At 72.0% G+C, this 19,364-nt stretch carries 14 protein-coding genes and 1 riboswitch; of the genes, 11 read left to right on the forward strand and 3 right to left on the reverse strand.

Annotated features, from left to right (window positions below):
- Positions 1–164 precede the first annotated feature (164 nt).
- The 7 genes from DEJ11_RS04890 (at position 165) to DEJ11_RS04920 (ending at position 8,162) form a co-directional block, all read left to right on the forward strand.
- Positions 165–662 carry a GtrA family protein gene (locus DEJ11_RS04890; protein WP_258375510.1) on the forward strand — a complete coding sequence of 166 codons (498 nt, stop codon included), beginning with the start codon at positions 165–167 and terminating at the stop codon, positions 660–662.
- On the forward strand, positions 659–2,164 hold the full coding sequence (locus DEJ11_RS04895) for a glycosyltransferase (protein WP_111104587.1): 1,506 nt from the start codon (positions 659–661) through the stop codon (positions 2,162–2,164). The genes DEJ11_RS04890 and DEJ11_RS04895 overlap by 4 nt, the downstream gene beginning before the upstream one ends.
- Positions 2,161–4,149 (forward strand): ArnT family glycosyltransferase, encoded by a 1,989-nt coding sequence (locus DEJ11_RS04900; RefSeq protein ID WP_111104584.1) that lies wholly within the window; start codon positions 2,161–2,163, stop codon positions 4,147–4,149. Before DEJ11_RS04895 ends, DEJ11_RS04900 begins: the two co-directional genes overlap by 4 nt.
- Positions 4,150–4,538: 389 nt before the next feature.
- Positions 4,539–5,363, forward strand: a complete 825-nt coding sequence (locus DEJ11_RS04905; protein WP_111048000.1) for a DUF4397 domain-containing protein — start codon at positions 4,539–4,541, stop codon at positions 5,361–5,363.
- 100 nt (positions 5,364–5,463) lie between these two features.
- Entirely contained in the window at positions 5,464–6,618 is a 1,155-nt protein-coding gene (locus tag DEJ11_RS04910; protein ID WP_111104581.1) for a family 8 glycosyl hydrolase, read from the forward strand.
- Positions 6,615–7,322 carry a class F sortase gene (locus DEJ11_RS04915; protein WP_146250093.1) on the forward strand — a complete coding sequence of 236 codons (708 nt, stop codon included), beginning with the start codon at positions 6,615–6,617 and terminating at the stop codon, positions 7,320–7,322. The genes DEJ11_RS04910 and DEJ11_RS04915 overlap by 4 nt, the downstream gene beginning before the upstream one ends.
- A 45-nt stretch (positions 7,323–7,367) precedes the next feature.
- Complete coding sequence (locus DEJ11_RS04920; RefSeq protein ID WP_071405494.1) at positions 7,368–8,162, forward strand: polyprenol monophosphomannose synthase; 795 nt, start codon at positions 7,368–7,370, stop codon at positions 8,160–8,162.
- Positions 8,163–8,267: 105 nt separating this feature from the next.
- Here the strand turns inward: DEJ11_RS04920 and treZ are convergent, their stop codons facing one another.
- Genes treZ through glgX form a run of 3 tightly spaced genes read right to left on the reverse strand, consistent with a single transcriptional unit; the run spans position 8,268 to position 14,748 of the window.
- Complete coding sequence (treZ, locus tag DEJ11_RS04925; protein WP_111104575.1) at positions 8,268–10,022, reverse strand: malto-oligosyltrehalose trehalohydrolase; 1,755 nt, start codon at positions 10,020–10,022, stop codon at positions 8,268–8,270.
- Positions 10,019–12,520, reverse strand: a complete 2,502-nt coding sequence (treY, locus tag DEJ11_RS04930; RefSeq protein WP_111104572.1) for a malto-oligosyltrehalose synthase — start codon at positions 12,518–12,520, stop codon at positions 10,019–10,021. The genes treZ and treY overlap by 4 nt, the downstream gene beginning before the upstream one ends.
- Positions 12,517–14,748, reverse strand: coding sequence for a glycogen debranching protein GlgX (gene glgX / locus DEJ11_RS04935; RefSeq protein ID WP_111055658.1), 2,232 nt, complete (start codon positions 14,746–14,748; stop codon positions 12,517–12,519). Before glgX ends, treY begins: the two co-directional genes overlap by 4 nt.
- 128 nt (positions 14,749–14,876) lie before the next feature.
- On the opposite strand from glgX, the gene DEJ11_RS04940 reads away from it, so the two are divergent.
- The 4 genes from DEJ11_RS04940 (at position 14,877) to DEJ11_RS04960 (ending at position 19,335) form a co-directional block, all read left to right on the forward strand.
- A complete protein-coding gene (locus DEJ11_RS04940; RefSeq protein WP_027464636.1) occupies positions 14,877–15,197 on the forward strand; it encodes a hypothetical protein in 321 nt (106 codons plus the stop codon).
- Between the two features lie 81 nt (positions 15,198–15,278).
- Positions 15,279–15,390, forward strand: a riboswitch (TPP riboswitch).
- Positions 15,385–16,023, forward strand: coding sequence for an ECF transporter S component (locus tag DEJ11_RS04945; protein WP_111104592.1), 639 nt, complete (start codon positions 15,385–15,387; stop codon positions 16,021–16,023). (Overlaps the previous riboswitch by 6 nt.)
- A 2-nt stretch (positions 16,024–16,025) precedes the next feature.
- Complete coding sequence (locus DEJ11_RS18105; protein ID WP_220038339.1) at positions 16,026–18,722, forward strand: ATP-binding cassette domain-containing protein; 2,697 nt, start codon at positions 16,026–16,028, stop codon at positions 18,720–18,722.
- A complete protein-coding gene (locus tag DEJ11_RS04960; RefSeq protein ID WP_258367313.1) occupies positions 18,715–19,335 on the forward strand; it encodes a nucleoside/nucleotide kinase family protein in 621 nt (206 codons plus the stop codon). Before DEJ11_RS18105 ends, DEJ11_RS04960 begins: the two co-directional genes overlap by 8 nt.
- Positions 19,336–19,364: the final 29 nt, after the last annotated feature.

The following is a 19,364-nucleotide window of genomic DNA, read 5'->3' on the forward strand; positions in this document are numbered from 1 at the left end:
GTCCGTCGTCCGTGCGCCCCTGACCACCGCAGCTGACGGATCATCAAGATGAACGGCATGTGTCGCGCATCTGGCAGAGGCCTGGCAAGTCGCGTACCCCGCCCAAACCACCCAGCCACGCCCCCCGAATCGGGGGCATGACCCGAACTCGTACCCCCGTTCTGGTGTCACCCGACACCGGTGCGGTGCGGACCGTGCGCCCTGGCACGGTCCCGCGCCTGCTCGCCACCGCGAGGCAACTCGCGTCGTTCGGCACCATCGGTGCCGTCTGCTTCGTCATCGACCTGGGTGTCTACAACCTGCTCCGCGCCACCGTCATGTCGGACGGTCCCATCGCCGCGAAGATCGTGTCGGCCATCGTGGCGACCTCGGTCGCGTGGCTCGGCAACCGCTTCATCACCTTCCGTTCCCAGCGCCAGACCGGCCGCCGCGAGACCGTCCGAGAGGGGTTGCTCTTCGCTGCCACGAACCTCGTCGGCCTCGGCATCGCCGCTGCCTGCCTGTTCGTCTCGCACTACGTCCTCGGCTTCACGTCCACCCTCGCCGACAACGTCGCCGGCAACGGCATCGGCCTCGTCCTCGGCACCGCGTTCCGGTTCGCCGCGTACAAGGCCCTCGTCTTCCGGTCCACCGACACACGTCCGAAGGGGTTCCCCGAATGACCATCTCAGCCGTGTTGCTGACGGCCGCAGGGCCGCTGCTCCAGCCCGACGAACGCCCCGGCACGACCGGGGACGTCCCGAACCGCGGGACCACGGACGTGCCGACGGGAGGCTCGGGGCAGCTCCCACAGGCCGCCTGGTCGCTGGGCGAGTGGCTCGGCTACTCGACCCTCATCGCCCTCTCCGTGCTGCTCACGATCATCGCGTTGACCACCCTCTGGTGGATGCTGCACGCCTGGCGGTCCCGGGACGCGCTCAAGTCCACCAGCTTCAGCCAGACCCCGCGGCCGGCGGCACACCGGTTCACGCTCCTGGTGCCCGGTCGGCACGAGCAGGACGTGATGGGGCAGACGCTCGACATGCTCGCGACCCAGGACCACCCCGACTTCGAGATCATCGCGATCGTCGGGGAGGACGACCCGGAGACCGACGCCGTCGTGCGTGCGGCGGCGGCTCGGCACCCCTCCCTGATCAAGGTCGTGGTGGACGACACCCTGCCGAAGAACAAGCCGAAGGCGATGAACCTGGCGCTCCAGCACGCGACGGGCGACATCGTCGGGGTGTTCGACGCCGAGGACGAGGTCTACCCGCGGCTGCTCTCCCTCGTCGACTCGCGGTTCCAGGAGACCGACGCCGACGTGGTGCAGGGCGGCGTCCAGCTGATGAACTTCACGTCGAGCTGGTGGTCGCTCCGGAACGTCCTGGAGTACTACTTCTGGTTCCGCTCGCGCCTGCACTTCCACGCCGGGTCCAAGTTCATCCCGCTCGGGGGCAACACCGTCTTCGTGACGCGCTCCCGCCTGGAGTGGTCGAACGGCTGGGACGCGCACTGCCTCGCCGAGGACTGCGAGCTCGGCGTGCGGCTCTCCGCCGACGGCGCGAAGGTCGTCGTCGCCTACAGCCCCGAGGCCGTCACCCGCGAGGAGACCCCGCCGACCTTCGCCTCGCTGCTCAAGCAGCGCACGCGGTGGAACCAGGGCTTCCTGCAGGTGCTGGGCAAGGGGGAGTGGAAGAAGCTGCCGTCCTTCCGGCAGCGGTTCTTCGCCCGCTACATGCTCACGATGCCGTTCATCCAGGCGGCCACCGGGCTGCTCATCCCGCTGAGCGTCCTGATGATCCTGTTCGTCAAGGTGCCGACGGCGATCGCCCTGGTGTCGTTCATCCCGGTCGCACCGACGCTGATGCTGCTGGCCGTCGAGATCGTCGGGCTGAACGAGTTCGGCCGCCTGTACGGCGAGAAGGTCCGCCTCCGCGACTACGTGCGGCTCGTGCTCGGCCTGGTGCCGTACCAGGTGTTCCTCGCCGCCGCGGCGGTCCGGGCAGTCGTCCGGCACGCCAAGGGCCAGAACGGGTGGGAGAAGACCGAGCACACCGGCCAGCACCGCAACGGACAGGTGGTCGGCTTCGCCTCGGACCTCGACGGGTCGGGCGCAGCGTCGTCCGCGGGCGCAGCGTCGTCCGATCATGCGTTCGCCGGCACCACCACGGGAGGCACCCGATGACCGCCAGCATCACCGACACCACGGGCATCCCGATCCGTGGTGCCTCCACCGCCCACCGCACCGGCATCGGGGCGTGGTTCCGCCGGCACGCAGCCAGCCTGACGTGGTTGCTGCCCGTCGTCGCGGTGACCGTGCTCGTCCAGGCCTGGAACATGTCGGGCACACCGCAGCGCATCGACGACGAGGGGACCTACACCGCCCAGGCGTGGGCGATCACGAACCTCGGCGAGCTCACCCACTACACGTACTGGTACGACCACCCGCCGCTCGGATGGATCCAGATCGCCGGGTACACCGGGCTGACGGGGGCGTTCGCGCGGTACCCCTTCGCGGTGGAGGCCGGGCGCGAGGCCATGGTGTTCTTCTCCGCCGTCTCGAGCATCCTGCTGTTCGTCCTGGCCCGGCGGCTCGGTGCCGGACGGATCACGGCGGCCGCGGCCGGACTCGTCTTCGCGCTGTCACCGCTCGCGCTGCAGTACCACCGCACCGTGTACATCGACAACGTCGCGACGCCCTGGCTGCTCGCCGCGTTCGTCCTCGTGCTGAGCCGTCGCCAGCAGCTCGCCGGGTTCGCCGGTGCCGCTGCCTGCCTCGGCATCGCCGTGCTGTCCAAGGAGACCTACCTGCTCGCGCTGCCGTTCCTCATCTGGATGGCCGTGCGTCGCGCCGACAAGAGCACCCGCCGGTACACGCTCAGCGTCGCCGGGGCCGTGCTCGTGCTGATCGGCGGCGGGTACCTGCTGCTCGCCGCGGTGAAGGGCGAACTCGTTCCGGGTGCCGGGCGGGTCAGCCTGTGGGAGGGCGTCACCTACCAGCTCGGTTCGCGGACCGCTTCCGGATCGGTGTTCGACGGGGGCAGCCTGGCGAACGAGGCCGCCGCGCAGTGGTGGGCACTCGACCCGGTGTTCATCGTGCTCGGCTCGGTCGCCGCAGTCGTGGGGCTGTTCCTGCGCCGGGTCCGACCGATCGCCGCGATGCTCGTGTTCCTGCTCGCGGTGATGTTCCGGCCGAACGGGTACCTGCCGGTGCCGTACGTCATCATGCTCATCCCGTTCGCGGCGCTCCTCGTCGCGTACACCGCCGAGCGTGCCGTCCTGACGATCGCCGGTCGGGTCCACGCCCGGAGCCGGTTCGGCCCGAGGGCACGGCGCGGCCTCGGCATCACCTGGGCTGTCGTCACGGCTGCGGCGCTCGTCGTCGCGGTGCCGCTGTGGGGGACGCAGCTGCGCGGGTTCCTGCTCGGCAACCTCGACCTGCCGATGCAGCAGGCCGAGCAGTGGGTGGGTGACAACGTGCCGAAGTCCTCGCGTCTGCTGGTCGACGACGCCATGTGGGTCGACCTGGTGGACGACGGCTTCGCCCGGAACAACGTCGTCTGGTACTACAAGCTCGACACCGACGGAGCGGTGGAACGGCAGTCCCCGAACGGCTGGAAGGACTCGGACTACGTCATCACGACGGACTCCATGCGCACCGGCGGCAACTCGTCCACCGACGTGCGGCAGGCCATCGAGAACTCCACGGCCGTCGCGACCTTCGGCACCGGTGACCAGCAGGTCGAGGTCCGCCGGATCCACGCCGAGGGAGCCAGTGCCGCCGAGACCGCGATCACCCGGGCCACCGACGTCCGGAAGGCCCTGGGGACCGAGCTCGCCTCGAACCCGGCCCTGCGTGCGGACGACGGCACGAAGTCGCAGTTCCGCGCCGGACAGGTCGACTCGCGGGCGATGATCGCGCTCGGTCAGGTGCTCGCCGACCAGGACGTGCGGGTCGACCGGTTCACCCCGCGCACCGGGGAGACCGGCCAGCCGTTCCGCACCGTCGTCCTGCACACGAGCGACGACGCCTCGGCCGCCCGGGTCCTCCGGACCTTCGACGCCATGTCCGAGGCGTTCCGGCCGGACTCGGTCGAGCGTGAGGGAGCACGGCTCACGGTGACGTACGCCCCGGCCGACCCGACGACGACCGCGACGAGCGCCTCGTGACCCCCGATCGCTCGGCCGAGTGGGAGCTGGCCGAGCTGGCGTCCCGCGAGCGGGCAATCCGCGAGCTGGCGTTCCGCGAGCGGGCGAAATGCCCGGAGGGCTCCGGCGTGGACCCTGGCATTTCGCCCGCTCGCCGGGGCGGCCGCGGAACCGTTCTCCGCGAACACGTCGGGGCGGAGCGCCCGCTGGCCGAGCGGGCGAAATGCCCGGAGGGCTCCGGCGTGGGCCCCGGCATTCCGCCCGCTCGTCCGGGGGCCCGCACGACCCGCACGACCCGCACGACCCACACGAACCGCACGACCCGCACGACCCGCACGGCCCGCACCTCGACACGACACCCGCACGGACACCCGCACGCCAACCGCACCTCGACCCGAAGGAGCACCATCATGACCGCACGCACCACGAACCGCCGCCGCACCGTCGTCGTCGGAGCGCTCGCCGCCACACTCGTCGCCGCGACGGTCGGGCTCGCCGCCCCGCAGACCGCCTCCGCGGCGACGGCCGACCAGGGCTGGCTCCGCGTCGGACACCTGTCGCCGGACACGAAGGGCGTCGACGTCGAACTGTCCAGCCTCGCCGGGGGCAAGACCGTCTTCGAACTCGACGACGTCACCTACGGCCAGGTCAGCCCGTACAAGAAGCTGCCGGTCGGCACCTACGTCCTGTCGATGCGCGCCGCCGATGCCCCGCGTGCCACCCCCGTCATCTCCACCGACGTCACCGTGCAGAAGGGCGACGCCAGCACCGTCGTCGCCTACGGCAAGAACGACGGGCTGAAGACGACCGCGTTCACAGACGACCTGCAGCAGCCCGGCGACGGCAAGGCGAAGCTCCGGCTCGTCCAGGCCGCGACCACCGCGAAGCGCGTCGACGTGCAGACCTCCGACGGCACCCCCATCGCCGAGGACGCCACCTTCGGCAGCGCCACCAAGTACGCAACGGTCGACGCCGGCAAGTGGTCGCTCGACGTCTCCGGCAGCGGCCAGCGGGGCACCGCCAAGGTCGACCTCGCCGGCAACACGGTCTCGACCCTGTTCGTCCTCGACGACAGCAAGGGCAACCTGACGGTCGTGCCCGTGACGGACGCCGCGGCGACCGCCGCCACCCCGTCCGGCGGTGTGCAGACCGGCGGTGGCGGCGCAGCCGCCGACCGACCGGTGACGGAGGCGGTCCACGCGGCCGTCGCGATGCTCCGTTCGCTGTTCCGCTGACGCCCCGGACTGGAGGCGCGGATCACGTGCGCTGAACGGCCCACGTGATCCGCGCCTCCCCTTCGACCCCCCCCCACCATCCCCGGAGAGGCAGGCCAGCATGACCCGCAGGACCTGGATACCGGTCGTCGCAGTGGCGGCGGTGCTCGTCGCCGTCGTCGTCGCGATCGTCGCCGTCCGCCCCTGGTCGTCGAGCACCACGACCGCCGCTCGCGACACGGCGACCCCGACCTCGACCACCGCGCCCGACGGGGCGCGTTCACCGCAGCAGCTGCGGTCGGCGTTCCTGGACCGCTACGTCGAGGGCGGTCGCGTCGTCCGCACCGACCAGGGCGGTGACACCGTCAGCGAGGGGCAGGCGTACGGCTTGCTCATCGCCTACGCGAACGACGACCGTGCACGCTTCGACGCGATCTGGGAGTGGACGAAGGACCACCTGCTCACCGGTGACGACCTGCTGGCGTGGCGGTGGACGTCCGACGAGGGCGTCGCCGACGAGCAGTCCGCGAGCGACGCCGACCTCGACGCAGCCCGGGCGCTCGTGCTGGCGGGGAAGGCCTGGGACGACGACCGGTACACCGCCGCGGGCAAGCGCATCGCGGCGGCGATCCTCCAGCACGAGACGGCCCGGACGGACCTCGGCACGATCCTGCTGCCCGGACCGTGGGCGGATCAGGAGCCCTACAGCTACAACACGTCGTACGCCTCGCCCGCGGCCTTCTCGGTGCTGGCGGACGCCACCGGGGACGACCGGTGGAACGCGCTGAACCGGGGTTCCCGCGCCGTGACGGCCGCCGTGCTGGACGCCTCCGATCTGCCCAGCGACTGGTCCCAGGTGCACGCCGACGGATCGGTGGACCCGATGCCGGCCGTCGGTGGCGACGGGCGCGTGCTCTACGGGTACGACGCGATGCGGACGCCGCTCCGGTACGCCGAGGCGTGTTCGGCGCCCGACCGGGAGCTCGCGGCGGCGCTCGCGCCCACGCTCGGACGGACGACGCGGCTCGCCTCGCAGCTCGACCTCGGCGGCACCCCGGTGACGCAGGACACGAACGCGCTGGCCTACACCGCGCGGGCCGCGGCCGAGCAGGCTGCCGATTCCTCCCGTGCGGCTGCCGCCGACCTCGAGCGGGCCGACCGTACCGCGGCGACCACACCGACTTACTACGGCGACGCCTGGTTGGCCATCGGTTCGACCATGCTGACCTCCGACGTGCTCGGGGGATGCGCCAGCGACGTGGGAGGCGGCTCGTGAGCGGCCGTCGGAGCGCCGGGCGCGTCTTGGCCGTCCGGCGCCGAGGCGTGGTGATCGGTGCCGTGGTCGCCGCCGTCGTGGTGGTCGGGGGCGTGGCCGGGGTGGCGGTCGCGTCGACCGTCGGCGGTGGCGCGTCGTCCCCGCCGCAGTCCTCGTCGTCTCCGTCGCAGTCGTCGTCGTCGTCCTCGTCCTCTTCTTCGTCCTCGGGCTCCGGCACCGACGGGTTCCAGGACCCGGCCGCACCCGAGGCCCGCTCGACGGCCACCCCGGTCAGCGTGTCGATCCCGGCCATCGGCGTGCGGTCCTCGCTCGAGGACCTGCACCGCGGTGCTGCCGGAGAACTCGACCCGCCCGTCGACTGGGACAGCGCGGGCTGGTTCAGCGACGGGATCGTCCCCGGCGAGGTCGGCCCCGCCGTCATCGCCGGTCACGTCGACAGCCCGACGAGCGCCGCGGTGTTCTTCCGGCTCGACGAACTGGTCGCCGGCGACGAGGTCCACGTCCGGATGTCCGACGGCACCACCCGCACCTTCACCGTCGACCGTTCCGAACGCGCCGCCAAGTCGGCGTTCCCGACGAGCGACGTCTACGGCCCCACCCCCACCCCGCAACTCCGACTCATCACCTGCGACGGCACGTTCGACACCGCCACCGGGCACTACACGGACAATCTGATCGTGTTCGCAGACCTCTCGTCGGATTGACCCACCAAGCCAGCGATACATTCGACTGCGAGCACGAGGAGCACCATGAGCGAGACCCTGGTCATCATCCCGACCTACGACGAAGCCGAGAACGTCCGGCCGATCGTCGAGCGCACGTTGGCCGCGACCGACGACTCCGTGCACGTGCTCGTCGTCGACGACAACTCACCCGACGGCACCGGCGACATCGCGGACGCGATCGCCCGTGAGACCGACCGGGTGCACGTCATGCACCGCACCGTCAAGGACGGCCTGGGCGGCGCGTACCTGTCCGGCTTCGCGTGGGGCCTGGAACACGGCTACGCCAAGCTCGTCGAGATGGACGCCGACGGCTCCCACCACCCCGAGTACCTGCCGTGGATGCTCGAGCTCGCCGACTCGAACGACCTGGTGCTCGGCTCCCGGTGGATCAAGGGCGGCAAGGTCGAGAACTGGCCCTGGTACCGCCTCCTGCTCTCCCGTGGCGGCAACCTGTACACCCGCCTCGCCCTGGGCATCGCGGTGCGCGATGCGACCGGCGGGTTCCGGGTGTTCACCTCGCGGGCGTTCGAGCGGATCGACCTCGCCGGGGTCGCATCGAAGGGGTACTGCTTCCAGGTGGACCTGTGCTGGCGTGCCCTCGAGGCGGGTCTGCGGGTCGTGGAGACCCCGATCACGTTCACCGAGCGGGAGTTCGGCGTCTCGAAGATGAGCGGCAACATCGTGCGCGAGAGCCTGGCACTCGTGACGAAGTGGGGCATCGACCGCCGGATCCGCGAGACCCGCTCCCTGGTGAAGGACCACCGCAAGCTGCCGTCCGTGCGGAAGAACGCGCACGCGGTCGCCGACCACGCGGGCTGACGCCGGGGACACACGAACGTCTGCACACACGAACGGCGACGGACCCAGGGGTTCGTCGCCGTTCGTGTGTGCTGCCAGCGGGTGGCTCGCGCAGCCCGCGGTCGGCTAGCGCAGCACGACCACGCCGCGGCCGCGGAACCGGACGACACCGGCATCGACCTCGGTCGCTCCGAAGCCGTAGAGCTCTTCGCCCACGGCGTCGGGCACCGGCACCTCGGCTGCGTCGTCGGCGAAGTTCACCACGACGTGCACCGGAGCCACATCGGGGCCGAGCAGCCCGCGGGTGAGCACCAGCCAGCGGCGGTCCTCGCTGAAGCGGACGGCGTTCGCCTCGTAGCGGTGGTCGACGAACGCCTGGTCGGTGCGCCGCAGGGCGATGAGCACCCGGTAGGCCCGCAGGATCGCCGCACCGCGCTCGGAGCTGACGTCGGCCCAGTCGAGCTTGGAGTTGGTGAACGTCGTCGGGTCCTGCGGGTCCGGCACCGCTGACTCGTCCCACCCGTGCTCGGCGAACTCGGCGATGCGCCCTTCTGCGGTGGCCTTGCCGAGCTCGGGCTCCGGGTGCGAGGTGAAGAACTGCCACGGCGTCGAGGCCGCGAACTCCTCGCCCATGAACAGCATCGGCGTGAACGGCCCGAGCAGCGTCAGGGCCGCGGCGATCACGAGCCCCTCGTCGTCGAGCGTCGCCGCGAGCCGGTCGCCGGCGGCGCGGTTGCCGATCTGGTCGTGGTTCTGGTTCGCGACGACCAGGGCCGTCACGGGAGAGGTCCCGCGGTCGATCGGCCGGCCGTGCCGCTTGCCGCGGAACGACGACCAGGTGCCGTCGTGGAAGAAGCCGTCCTCGAGCACCTTCGCCAGCGCCGACAGCGGGGCGAAGTCGGCGTAGTAGCCGTTCGTCTCGCCGGTGAGCGCCACGTGCACGGCGTGGTGGAAGTCGTCCGACCACTGCCCGGCGAGGCCGTACCCGGCGGCCTCGCGCGGCCGGAACATCACCGGGTCGTTGAGGTCGGACTCTGCGATGAGCGACAGCGGACGACCGACGAAGGACGAGTAGGCGTCGGTCTCGTCGGCCATCGAGGCCAGCACGTGCGGGCGGGTGGTGTCGCGGATCGCGTGCACGGCGTCGAGCCGGAGCCCGTCGACGTGGTGGTCGCGGAACCACATGCGCACGTTGTCGAGCACGTACCGGCGGACCTCGGGGTGCTCGACGTTCACCGAGTCACCCCAGGTGTTGCCGAGCCCGGCCAGCAGGTACGGGCCGTACAGCGGCAGGTAGTTGCCGCTCGGTCCGAGGTGGTTGTAGACGACGTCCTGGATGACCCCGAGCCCCAGCGCGTGCGCCGTGTCGACGAACCGGTCGTAGGCGTCCGGGCCGCCGTACGGGGCGTGCACGGAGAACCAGCCGACACCGTCGTAGCCCCAGTTCCACTCGCCGTTGACGGCGTTGACGGGGAGCAGCTCGACGAACTCGACCCCGAGCTCGACCAGGTGGTCCAGCTTCTGGGCGGCGGCGTCGAGCGTGCCCTCGGGCGTGTAGGTGCCGATGTGCATCTCGTAGATCACGGCGCCGCGGGCCGGGCGTCCGGTCCACGACTCGTCGGTCCACGCGAACCGTGCGGGGTCGACGACCTCGGACGGGCCGTGCACGCCCTCGGGCTGGTACCGGCTTCGCGGGTCCGGTCGGACCGCGTCGTCGTCGCCGATGCGGAACCCGTAGCGTGCGCCGACGACCGGCATCACGGCGTCGGTGGACCACCAGTCGTCGTCGCCCTTGGTGAGCGGGTACTCGACGTCGTCGACGACGAGCCGGACCCGGTCCGGCTCGGGCGCCCAGACGGCGTAACGGTCGGGTGCGGTCATGCGTGACCCTCCAGGATGTCGATCTCGGCCTGCGCGTCGGTCTCGGTGGCGTCCGTCGTGCGGTCGGCGGCGGGCCGGGAGGCACCGCTCGCGTCGGACACGGCGGTCACCGCGTCGGCGTGGCCGGCTGCACCGACCGCGTCGGCGGGCACGAGCAGCGCGACCGGGTAGGTGGTGAGCAGGTCGGCCAGCGCGATCCCGCGATCAGCGGGGACGTGTCGGCCGGTGAGCAGGTCGACGCGCTCGACGGGGACGGCGTGCACGAGCGTGTCGCCCCAGCCGCCGACCCGGTCGAGGCCGATCGGCAGACGCGTCGCGATCGTCACGGCACCGCCGCGGTCGAACGCGATGACGTGGTCGGCCGCGCTGCCGGTGGCCTCGAGCTCCAGGTACCGGGTGAACAGCTCCGGGTGGTCCCGACGGATGCGCAGTGCGCGGGTCGTGACCAGGAGCTTCGCGGCACCGTCGATGCCGATGGCCGGCAGGTCCTCGGGGCCGTCGTCGTCCGGGCCGTCGAGCTCGGCGAGCACGTGACGCCGTTCGGCGTAGTCGACCGGACGACGGTTGTCGGGGTCGACGAGCGAGCGGTCCCAGAACTCGGTGCCCTGGTAGACGTCGGGGACGCCCGGGGCGGTGAGCTGGACGAGCTTCTGGGCGAGACCGTTCGACCACCCCGCGGCGTCGATCTGCTCGTCGAGGGCGTCGAGCACGGCGACCACGTCCGGGTCGTCGAACGCGGCGTCGACGATCGCGTGCATCTGCTGCTCGAACGCCTCGTCGGGCTCGGTCCAGGTGGTGCTGTCACCGGCTTCGCGGGAGGCCTTCTCGGCGTAGGCGTGCAGACGCTCACGGCTGGCGGGCCGGGCGCCGACGATCGCCTGCCAGAGCAGGTCGGCGAACACACGGTCCTGCAACGGCACGAGCGACTGCAGACGCTCGAGCGTGGCGGCCCACTCGTCGCCGAGCTCGGCCAGCACGGCGATGCGGGCGCGGGTGTCCTCGCTGCGCTTGGTGTCGTGGGTGGTGAGCGTCGTCATGGTGTGCGGCCAGCTGCCGAGCCGTTCGCGCTGTGCCTGGTGGAAGTCCGCCACCGAGACCGCGAAGACGCTCGGGTCGCCGCCGACCTCGCTCAGGGACGACAGGCGCGAGGTGCGGTAGAACGCCGTGTCCTCGACGCCCTTCGCCATCACCATGCCGCTGGTCTGCTGCAGTCGGACCGCCGCGGCGTTCGTCGGGTCGACGAGTGCCGGTGCGATCCGGTCGATGACGTCGTCGAGGTCCGGGCGGGCCTCGGCGGCGCGCTCGAGCGCGGTGATGAGGTGGTGGGCGCCCTCGGGCAGGTACGTGCGGTACACGTCGAACGAGGCCACGATCTCGGCGACCGCGTCGACGATCCGCTCGTGCGTGATCGTCTCCGTCGCGGCGCTCGGAGCGAGCAGGCGTGCGAGCCGCTCGACCTCGCTGCCGAGGATGCCGTCCGCGATGCCCCGTCGGGTGTCGTGCGTGAGCTGCTGCCAGTCGGTCGGTTCGGCGCCCGACGCCGCGGTCAGCGCCTGCTCGCCCGCGGGGTCGACGAACACGCGGTCGAGCACCCCGAGGGCGTCGTACCCGGTGGTGCCGTCGACCGGCCACGAGCTCGGCAGCTGCTCGCCGGGCTCGAGGATCTTCTCGACGAGGGTGTAGGCCCCGCCGGTCAGCTCCGCCAGGTCCTGCAGGTAGCCCGCCGGGTCGTACAGCCCGTCCGGGTGGTCGATGCGCAGGCCGTCGACGAGCCCGTCGCGGAACCAGCCGCCGATGACCCCGTGCGAGGCCGCGAAGACCTCGGGCTCCTCGACCCGGATCGCCGCGAGGGTGTTCACCGCGAAGAACCGGCGGTAGTTCAGGTCGTGGTCGGCACGCTTCCAGTGCACGAACGCGTAGTGCTGGCGGTCGTGGACGATCTCGACGGTGTCGCCGTCGTGCACCGTCCCGGGTGCGGTGGGGTAGGCGGTCTCGCCGACGCGGAGCACCGGACGCTCGGCGTCGGAGGTGTCGAGCGTGATCGCCTCGAGCAGCCGGTCGTCGAGCACGGGGACCCGGAGCTTGCCGTCGCCGGCCTCCCAGTCCACGTCGAAGGCCCACGCCACGGGGGAGCCCTGCCCGAGTTCGAGCAGGGACCACCACCACGGGTTCGACTCGGGGGTCGCGACGCCGACGTGGTTCGGCACCACGTCGACGATGACCCCGAGCCCGACGGCGTGCGCGGCCTCGGCCAACGCTCGCATCGCCTGGTCGCCGCCGCGGTCGGTGTCGACCCGCGTGTGGTCGACCACGTCGTAGCCGTGGTTCGACCCGGACTCGGCCTGCAGCACCGGCGACAGGTACAGCCAGTCGGCGCCGAGGTCGTGCACGTAGTCGACCAGGTCGCGGGCAGCGTCGAGGTCGAAGTCGGCCGAGACCTGCAGCCGGTACGTCGACGCGGGGACGCGGTTCGCGGCGCCGGGCGTTCCGGCGGTCATCGGGCGGTTCCGCTCGGTGCGGTGGAACCGGCCGGGTTCACCGGGGTGACGGCGTCCTGCGGGGCGTCCGGTTCGGGGGCGCCGTCCTGCTCGGCGTCGACCGGGGTGCTCGTGACCTCGTGGTCGGGCTCGGCACGCAGCACGATCATCGACCGGGCGGGGACGTCGAGCGGGGTACCCGCGTCGAGCACCTCGTCGCGGGCACCGGGGTCGGCGGTGTCGATCCGGACGGTCCAGCCGGGGGAGTACTCCTCGGGCGGGAGCGTGAACGTCACGACGTCGTCGTGGGCGTTGAAGTACGTGATGAAGCCGACGTCGGTGACGCGCTCACCACGGGCGTCGCGTCCGCGGATGCCCTCGCCGTTCAGGTACATGCCGACGCTCTTGCCGAAGCCGGAGTCCCAGTCTTCGGGGTCCATGGCGTCACCCGAGGGGGTCAGCCAGACCACGTCGGGCAGTGGCTCGCCCTCGCCACGACGGACCGGACGGCCGTTGAAGTACCGGGTCCGGCGGAACGTGGGGTGGTCGTGCCGCAGCTTCACCACGTCGGCGGTGAACTGGATGAGGTCTTCGTCCGCGCTGTCCCAGTCGATCCAGCTGAGCTCGGAGTCCTGCGCGTAGACGTTGTTGTTGCCGGACTGCGACCGGCCGAGCTCGTCGCCGTGCGCGATCATCGGCACACCCTGGCTCAGGAGCAGGGTCGCCAGGAAGTTCCGGCGACGCTGCAGCCGCAGGGCGTTCACGGACTCGTCGTCGGTCGGGCCCTCGGCTCCGGAGTTCCACGACCGGTTGTGGCTCTCGCCGTCGTTGTTGTCCTCGCCGTTGGCCTCGTTGTGCTTCTCGTTGTAGGCCACCAGGTCGTACAGCGTGAAGCCGTCGTGCGCGGTGATGAAGTTGATGCTCGCCTTGGGCGTGCGGCCGTCGTGCTCGTACAGGTCGGCCGAGCCGGAGATCCGGGAGGCGAACTCGCCGAGCGTCGACGATTCGCCGCGCCAGAAGTCACGGACGGTGTCGCGGTACTTGCCGTTCCACTCGGACCACTGGGGCGGGAAGTTGCCGACCTGGTAGCCACCGGGGCCGACGTCCCACGGCTCGGCGATCAGCTTGACCTGCGACACGATCGGGTCCTGCTGCACCAGTTCGAAGAAGGCCGACAGCCGGTCGACCTCGTAGAACTCGCGGGCCAGCGCCGAGGCGAGGTCGAAGCGGAACCCGTCGACGTGCATCTCGGTCACCCAGTAGCGGAGCGAGTCGAGGATGAGCTGCAGCGAGTGCGGGTGCCCGACGTTGAGCGAGTTCCCCGTGCCCGTGTAGTCCATGTAGAACTTCTTGTCGTCATCGACCAGGCGGTAGTAGGCCGCGTTGTCGATGCCGCGGAACGACAGCGTCGGGCCGAGGTGGTTGCCCTCGGCGGTGTGGTTGTAGACGACGTCGAGGACGACCTCGATGCCGGCGCGGTGCAGTTCGCGCACCATCGTCTTGAACTCCTGGACCTGCTGGCCCTGGTCGCCCGACGACGAGTACGCCGAGTGCGGCGCGAAGAAGCCGATGGTGTTGTAGCCCCAGTAGTTCGACAGCCCCTTGTCCTGCAGGGTCGAGTCGTTCACGAACTGGTGCACCGGCATGAGCTCGAGCGTGGTGATGCCGAGGCGCTGCAGGTGCTCGATGACCGCGGGGTGGGCGACGCCGGCGTAGGTGCCGCGCTGCTCTTCCGGCACGTCCGGGTGGGTCTCCGTGAGCCCCTTGACGTGCGCTTCGTAGATGACGGTCTCGCCGTACGGCGTGCGCGGCGGGCGATCCCCCTGCCAGTCGAAGAAGGGGTTGATCACGACGCCCTTCATCATGTGCGACGCGGAGTCCTCGTCGTTGGTCGAGTCCGGGTCGCCGAACGTGTACGAGAAGAGCGACTGGTCCCAGTCGATCTCGCCGCTCGTCGCCTTGGCGTACGGGTCGAGCAGGAGCTTCGACGGGTTGCAGCGCGCGCCGGAGTCAGGGTCGTACGGGCCGTGCACGCGGAAGCCGTACTCCTGCCCGGGGCCGATGTTGGGGAGGTACGCGTGCCAGACGTAGGCGTCCACCTCGAGCAGGCGGACGCATTCTTCGTTGCCGTCGGAATCGAACAGACAGAGTTCGACGCGCTCGGCGACCTCGGAGAACAGCGCGAAGTTCGTGCCGCTCCCGTCGTAGGTCGCCCCGAGCGGGTACGGGTTTCCGGGCCAGGTGTGCAAACGGTCCTCCAGGTGTGGGTGCGGCCAACATATCGGCGGCGCTCGTCCGCGTCCGCAGACAAGCCCCAGCTGTGGATGCGTGATGCGCCCCGCGGCCTGTGGAGGAACGGACGAGTAGCGTCGCGCGCATGGCCAACATCGTCTCGAAGATCGCAGACCAGGTCCGCCCGCTCGGGGTCTCCACGAACTACGGAGAACCCGTCGAGGTCGGCGACCAGACCCTCATCCCCGTGTCCGTCAGCTGGTTCGGCTTCGGTGGCGGCGGAGACGACGAGAACGGTGGCGGCGGTGGCGGCGGCCTGTCGGCCCCCGTCGGCGCCTACGTGCGCCGCCCGGGCAAGGACCTCGTGTTCGAGCCGAACCCGATCTCGCTGATCGTCGTCGGCATCCCCTTCGTGTGGGTGGCCGGGCGTGTCCTCCGCAAGCTGGTGCGCGCGCTCAAGAAGTGACCACCTGACGGACGGGAGGCCCGTGGCGACGCCGCCACGGGCCTCCCGTCCGTCACGCGGTCGCGACCGCGTCTAGACTGCTGGCACACACACGGGAGTCCGGGACCGCCGGGCTGAGAGGGAGCGATCGGCGCTCCGACCGTCGAACCTGATCCGGATCATGCCGGCGCAGGGAGGAGTCAGCAGCATGCCTTCAGGCACGTCCACAACCGTCACCACCGCTCCGCGGCGATCGCTGCGGTGGCGGGTCGTCGACATCGTCGTCGCGAGTGTCCTCGCGGTGGCCCTCGGAGTCGTCTTCCGGCTCTGGGAGTTCGGCTACGAACCCATCAGCGCCGTCATGGACCTCGTGCTCCCCGGCACGAAGGCCCTGTTCGGCGGGGTCTGGCTGCTCGCCGGCCCGATCGTCGCGATCGTCGTCCGCAAGCCCGGCGCCGCGCTCTACGGCGAGATGGTCGCCGCCTCGGTCGAGGCGTTGTTCGGCACCCAGTGGGGATGGCTCACGCTCGAGGCCGGACTCGTCCAGGGTCTCGGCGCGGAGATCGTCCTCGCGCTGTTCCTGTACCGCGTCTACCGCCTGCCGGTCGTCGTGCTCGCCGGTGCCGCAGCCGGACTCGCGCTCGGCATCAACGACACCGTCCTCTGGTACCCGGGGCTCGACGTCGCCTTCAAGGTCGTCTACGTGATCTGTGCGGTCATCTCCGGTGCCGTGATCGCGGGGGCGGGCTCGTGGCTCATCGTCCGGGCACTCGCCCGTACCGAGGTGCTGTCGTCCTTCGCGGCCGGCCGCGAGCACAGCCGTCGCGAACCCCGCGCCCTGGTGTGACCGTGCCCGCTCCGTCGGCGACGTCCCCTTCCACCGGCGGCGACGCCGGCGCAGGTGCCGGCGTCCGCGGGGCGCGCATCGCGTTCCGTGGCTGGGGCTGGCGGTACCCGGAGCGCGACGCCTGGGCCGTCCGTGACGTCGACCTGACCGTCCAGCCGGGGGAGCGGGTCGCCGTCGTCGGGCCGTCCGGTGCCGGCAAGTCGACGCTCCTGCGAGCGGTCGCCGGCGTGCTGCCCGACGAGCCCGACGCCACCGACGACACCGCTGCTTCGGTGCAGGGGACACTCCTGGTCGACGAGGCCGACCCCCGCGCGCTCCGCGGGCGTGTCGGTCTCGTCATGCAGGACCCCGAGGCGCACACGGTGATGTCCCGGGTCGGCGACGACGTGGCCTTCGGCTGCGAGAACGCCGGCGTCCCTCGTGACGAGACCTGGGACCGGGTGCGGACGGCGCTCGACGTCGTCGGGCTCGACCTGCCGCTCGACCGCTCCACCGCGCAGCTGTCCGGTGGGCAGCGGCAGCGGTTGGCGCTCGCGGGCGTGCTCGCGATGCGGCCGGGTGCGCTCGTGCTCGACGAACCCTGCGCGAACCTCGACCCGGACGGCGTGGCGCAGGTGCACGACGCCGTCCGGGCACTGCTCGACGAGACCGGGGCAACGCTGCTCGTGGTGGAGCACCGGATCGGCACCTGGCTGGACCTGGTCGATCGGCTCGTGCTGCTCGAACCGGGCGGCGGCGTGGTCGCTGACGGTTCGCCGGCCCGGGTGCTGGCGGACCACGGAGAGGCGCTCACGGCGGCCGGGGTCTGGGTGCCCGGTGTCGAGCCGGCGCGCGGTTCGGCCCGGCGGCTGCGGCGTGCGCGCGGACGAGCGGGCGAAATGCCCGGGGCGTCCGGCGGAGCGACCGCGGCATTCCGCCCGCTCGGCGAGGGGGAACCCGGCGAGCAGGCGCGTGAGATGACGTCGGCGGGACGAGCGGGCGAAATGCCCGGGGCGTCCGGTGGGGTGACCGCGGCATTCCGCCCGCTCGGCGAGGGGGAACCTGGCGAGGGGGTCGGCGCGGGGGAGCGTGACGACGCGGCGGCGGCTGCGGTACTGCTCGACGCCCGGGGGCTCGGCACGGCACGGGGGAAGCAACCGGTCGGGAACGGCATCGACCTGGAGCTCCGGGCCGGGCAGGTCCTCGCCGTCACCGGACCGAACGGCGTCGGCAAGTCGACGCTCGGGCTGACCCTCGCGGGCTTGCTCCCACCGGCCGCCGGTGAGCTCCGCGCCACGGACGCCCTCGCCGACGGCATCGGCACAGCGCCCCACGCCTGGACGAGCCGGGAACTCGCCGCCCGGATCGGCACGGTGTTCCAGGACCCCGAGCACCAGTTCGTCGCCCGCTCCGTCCGCGAGGAGATCGAGGCCGGACCCCGAGCACTCGATGCGCCGGACGCCGCCGAACGAGCCACCGCGCTGCTCGACGAGTTCGGGCTCGCACACCTGGCCGACGCCAACCCCTTCACGCTGTCCGGGGGCGAACAACGACGGCTCGCGATCGCCTCGGTCATCGCGGCCCGGCCGCCGGTCGTCGTGCTCGACGAGCCGACCTCCGGGCAGGACCGTGCCACGTGGCAGTCCGTCGTCGGTCGGCTCGGGGCCCTCGCCGATGCCGGCACCGCGGTGGTGGCGGTCACCCACGACCGCGACCTCGTCCGGGCACTCGACGCCGACGAGGTCGTGCTCGGGCCGGACGGTGCCCTGACCGTCGGTCGCGACCAGGGGCCGTCGGTCGCGACCGCCCCGGAGACGGGACCGACAGCCCGGAGCCGCCCCGGGCCTCCAGACCGGACCGACACGGCCGACCACGCGGCCGACCGGACGGACACGGCGGACGCGGCGGACGCGGCGGACGCGGTGGACGGAACCGACCGGACGAACCCCCTGCGACGACCGCTGCCGGCCCGCGCGACCGGCATCCCCGGCGTCCAGCCGGTCGCGTCGCTGATCGGTGTGCTCGCCCTCGGCATCTGCCTGGTGCTCAGCCTCGACGTCGTCTCCGCCGCCGTCGCCCTGGCGCTCGAACTCGCACTCCTGCCGCTCCTGCGCCTGCCGGTCCGGACCCTGCTGCTCCGACTCGCACCGGTGCTCCTCGCGGTGCCGCTGACGGCTGTGAGCATCGCGCTGTACGGCAGGCCCTCGGGTCGGGAGTGGTTCGACCTCGGGTTCGCACACGTCACCGACGGGTCGCTCACGCTCGCGTTGGCGACCGCGCTCCGGGTCCTCGCGGTGGGGGTGCCAGCCATCGCGCTCTTCGTGCGGGTCGACCCGACCGACCTGGCCGACGGGCTCGCGCAGGTGCTCCGGCTGCCCGCGCGCTTCGTGCTCGGCGCGCTCGCCGCTGTCCGGATGATGACCTTGCTCGTCGACGACTGGCGACAGCTCGCGATGGCGCGGCGTGCCCGAGGGCTGGCCGACTCCGGACGGCTCCGCCGCGGGGCGACGATGGCGTTCGCGCTGCTCGTGCTCGCGCTGCGGCGTGCGACGACGTTGGCGGTGGCGATGGAGTCACGGGGGTTCGGTGCTCCCGGACGGCGGACCTGGGCGCGGGTCGCACGGTTCGCCGGGCCGGAGTGGGCGATGGTGGCGGTGCTGGTCGGCGTCGGCATGGTGTCGATCGCGGTCGCGGTGAGCGTGGGGACGTGGCGTGCCTGACGCGGAACGCGCAGCCGGCGCGACGGGCGGCGACCGGCCGACGCAGACGTCGGCCGGCGACGGCGCGACGGGCGCGACGGGCACCGCCGCCGGTGACCTCGCCCCCGGCCTGGCCGCTGCTGCTGCCGGTGTCGCCGCTGCCACGGGCCGGCGCGCCGTCGTGCTCATCGACGGCCGGTCCGGCACGGGCAAGACCACCCTCGGAGCACAGGTCGCGGAGCAGCTCGGCGCGCAGCTCGTGCACCTGGACGACCTGTACCCGGGGTGGGACGGCCTGCGTGCGGCTGCCGATGCCGTGGTGACGGACGTCCTCGGAGCGCCGAGCGGGTACCGACGCTGGGACTGGGCGGCCGATGCGCCCACGGACTGGGCGTCGGTGGACCCCGACCAGCCGATCGTGGTCGAGGGGTGCGGTGCGCTGTCGCGGGCGTCGGCACCGCTGGCGTCGTTGCGGGTGTGGCTCGACGCCGACGACGCCGTGCGCTGGGACCGGGCGATCGGCCGCGACGGCGAGGTCTTCGCACGGGAGTGGGACCGCTGGGCCGCGCAGGAGCAGGCCTTCATCGCCGCCGAGGACCCGGCTGCCCTGGCCGACGTGGTCCTGCGGACGTAGCGCGCGGCGGGCCCGCGGCGCCGCGCGGC

The sequence above is a fragment of the Curtobacterium sp. MCLR17_058 genome (genome assembly GCF_003234705.2).
In the GTDB taxonomy this organism is placed as follows: Bacteria; Actinomycetota; Actinomycetes; order Actinomycetales; family Microbacteriaceae; genus Curtobacterium; species Curtobacterium flaccumfaciens.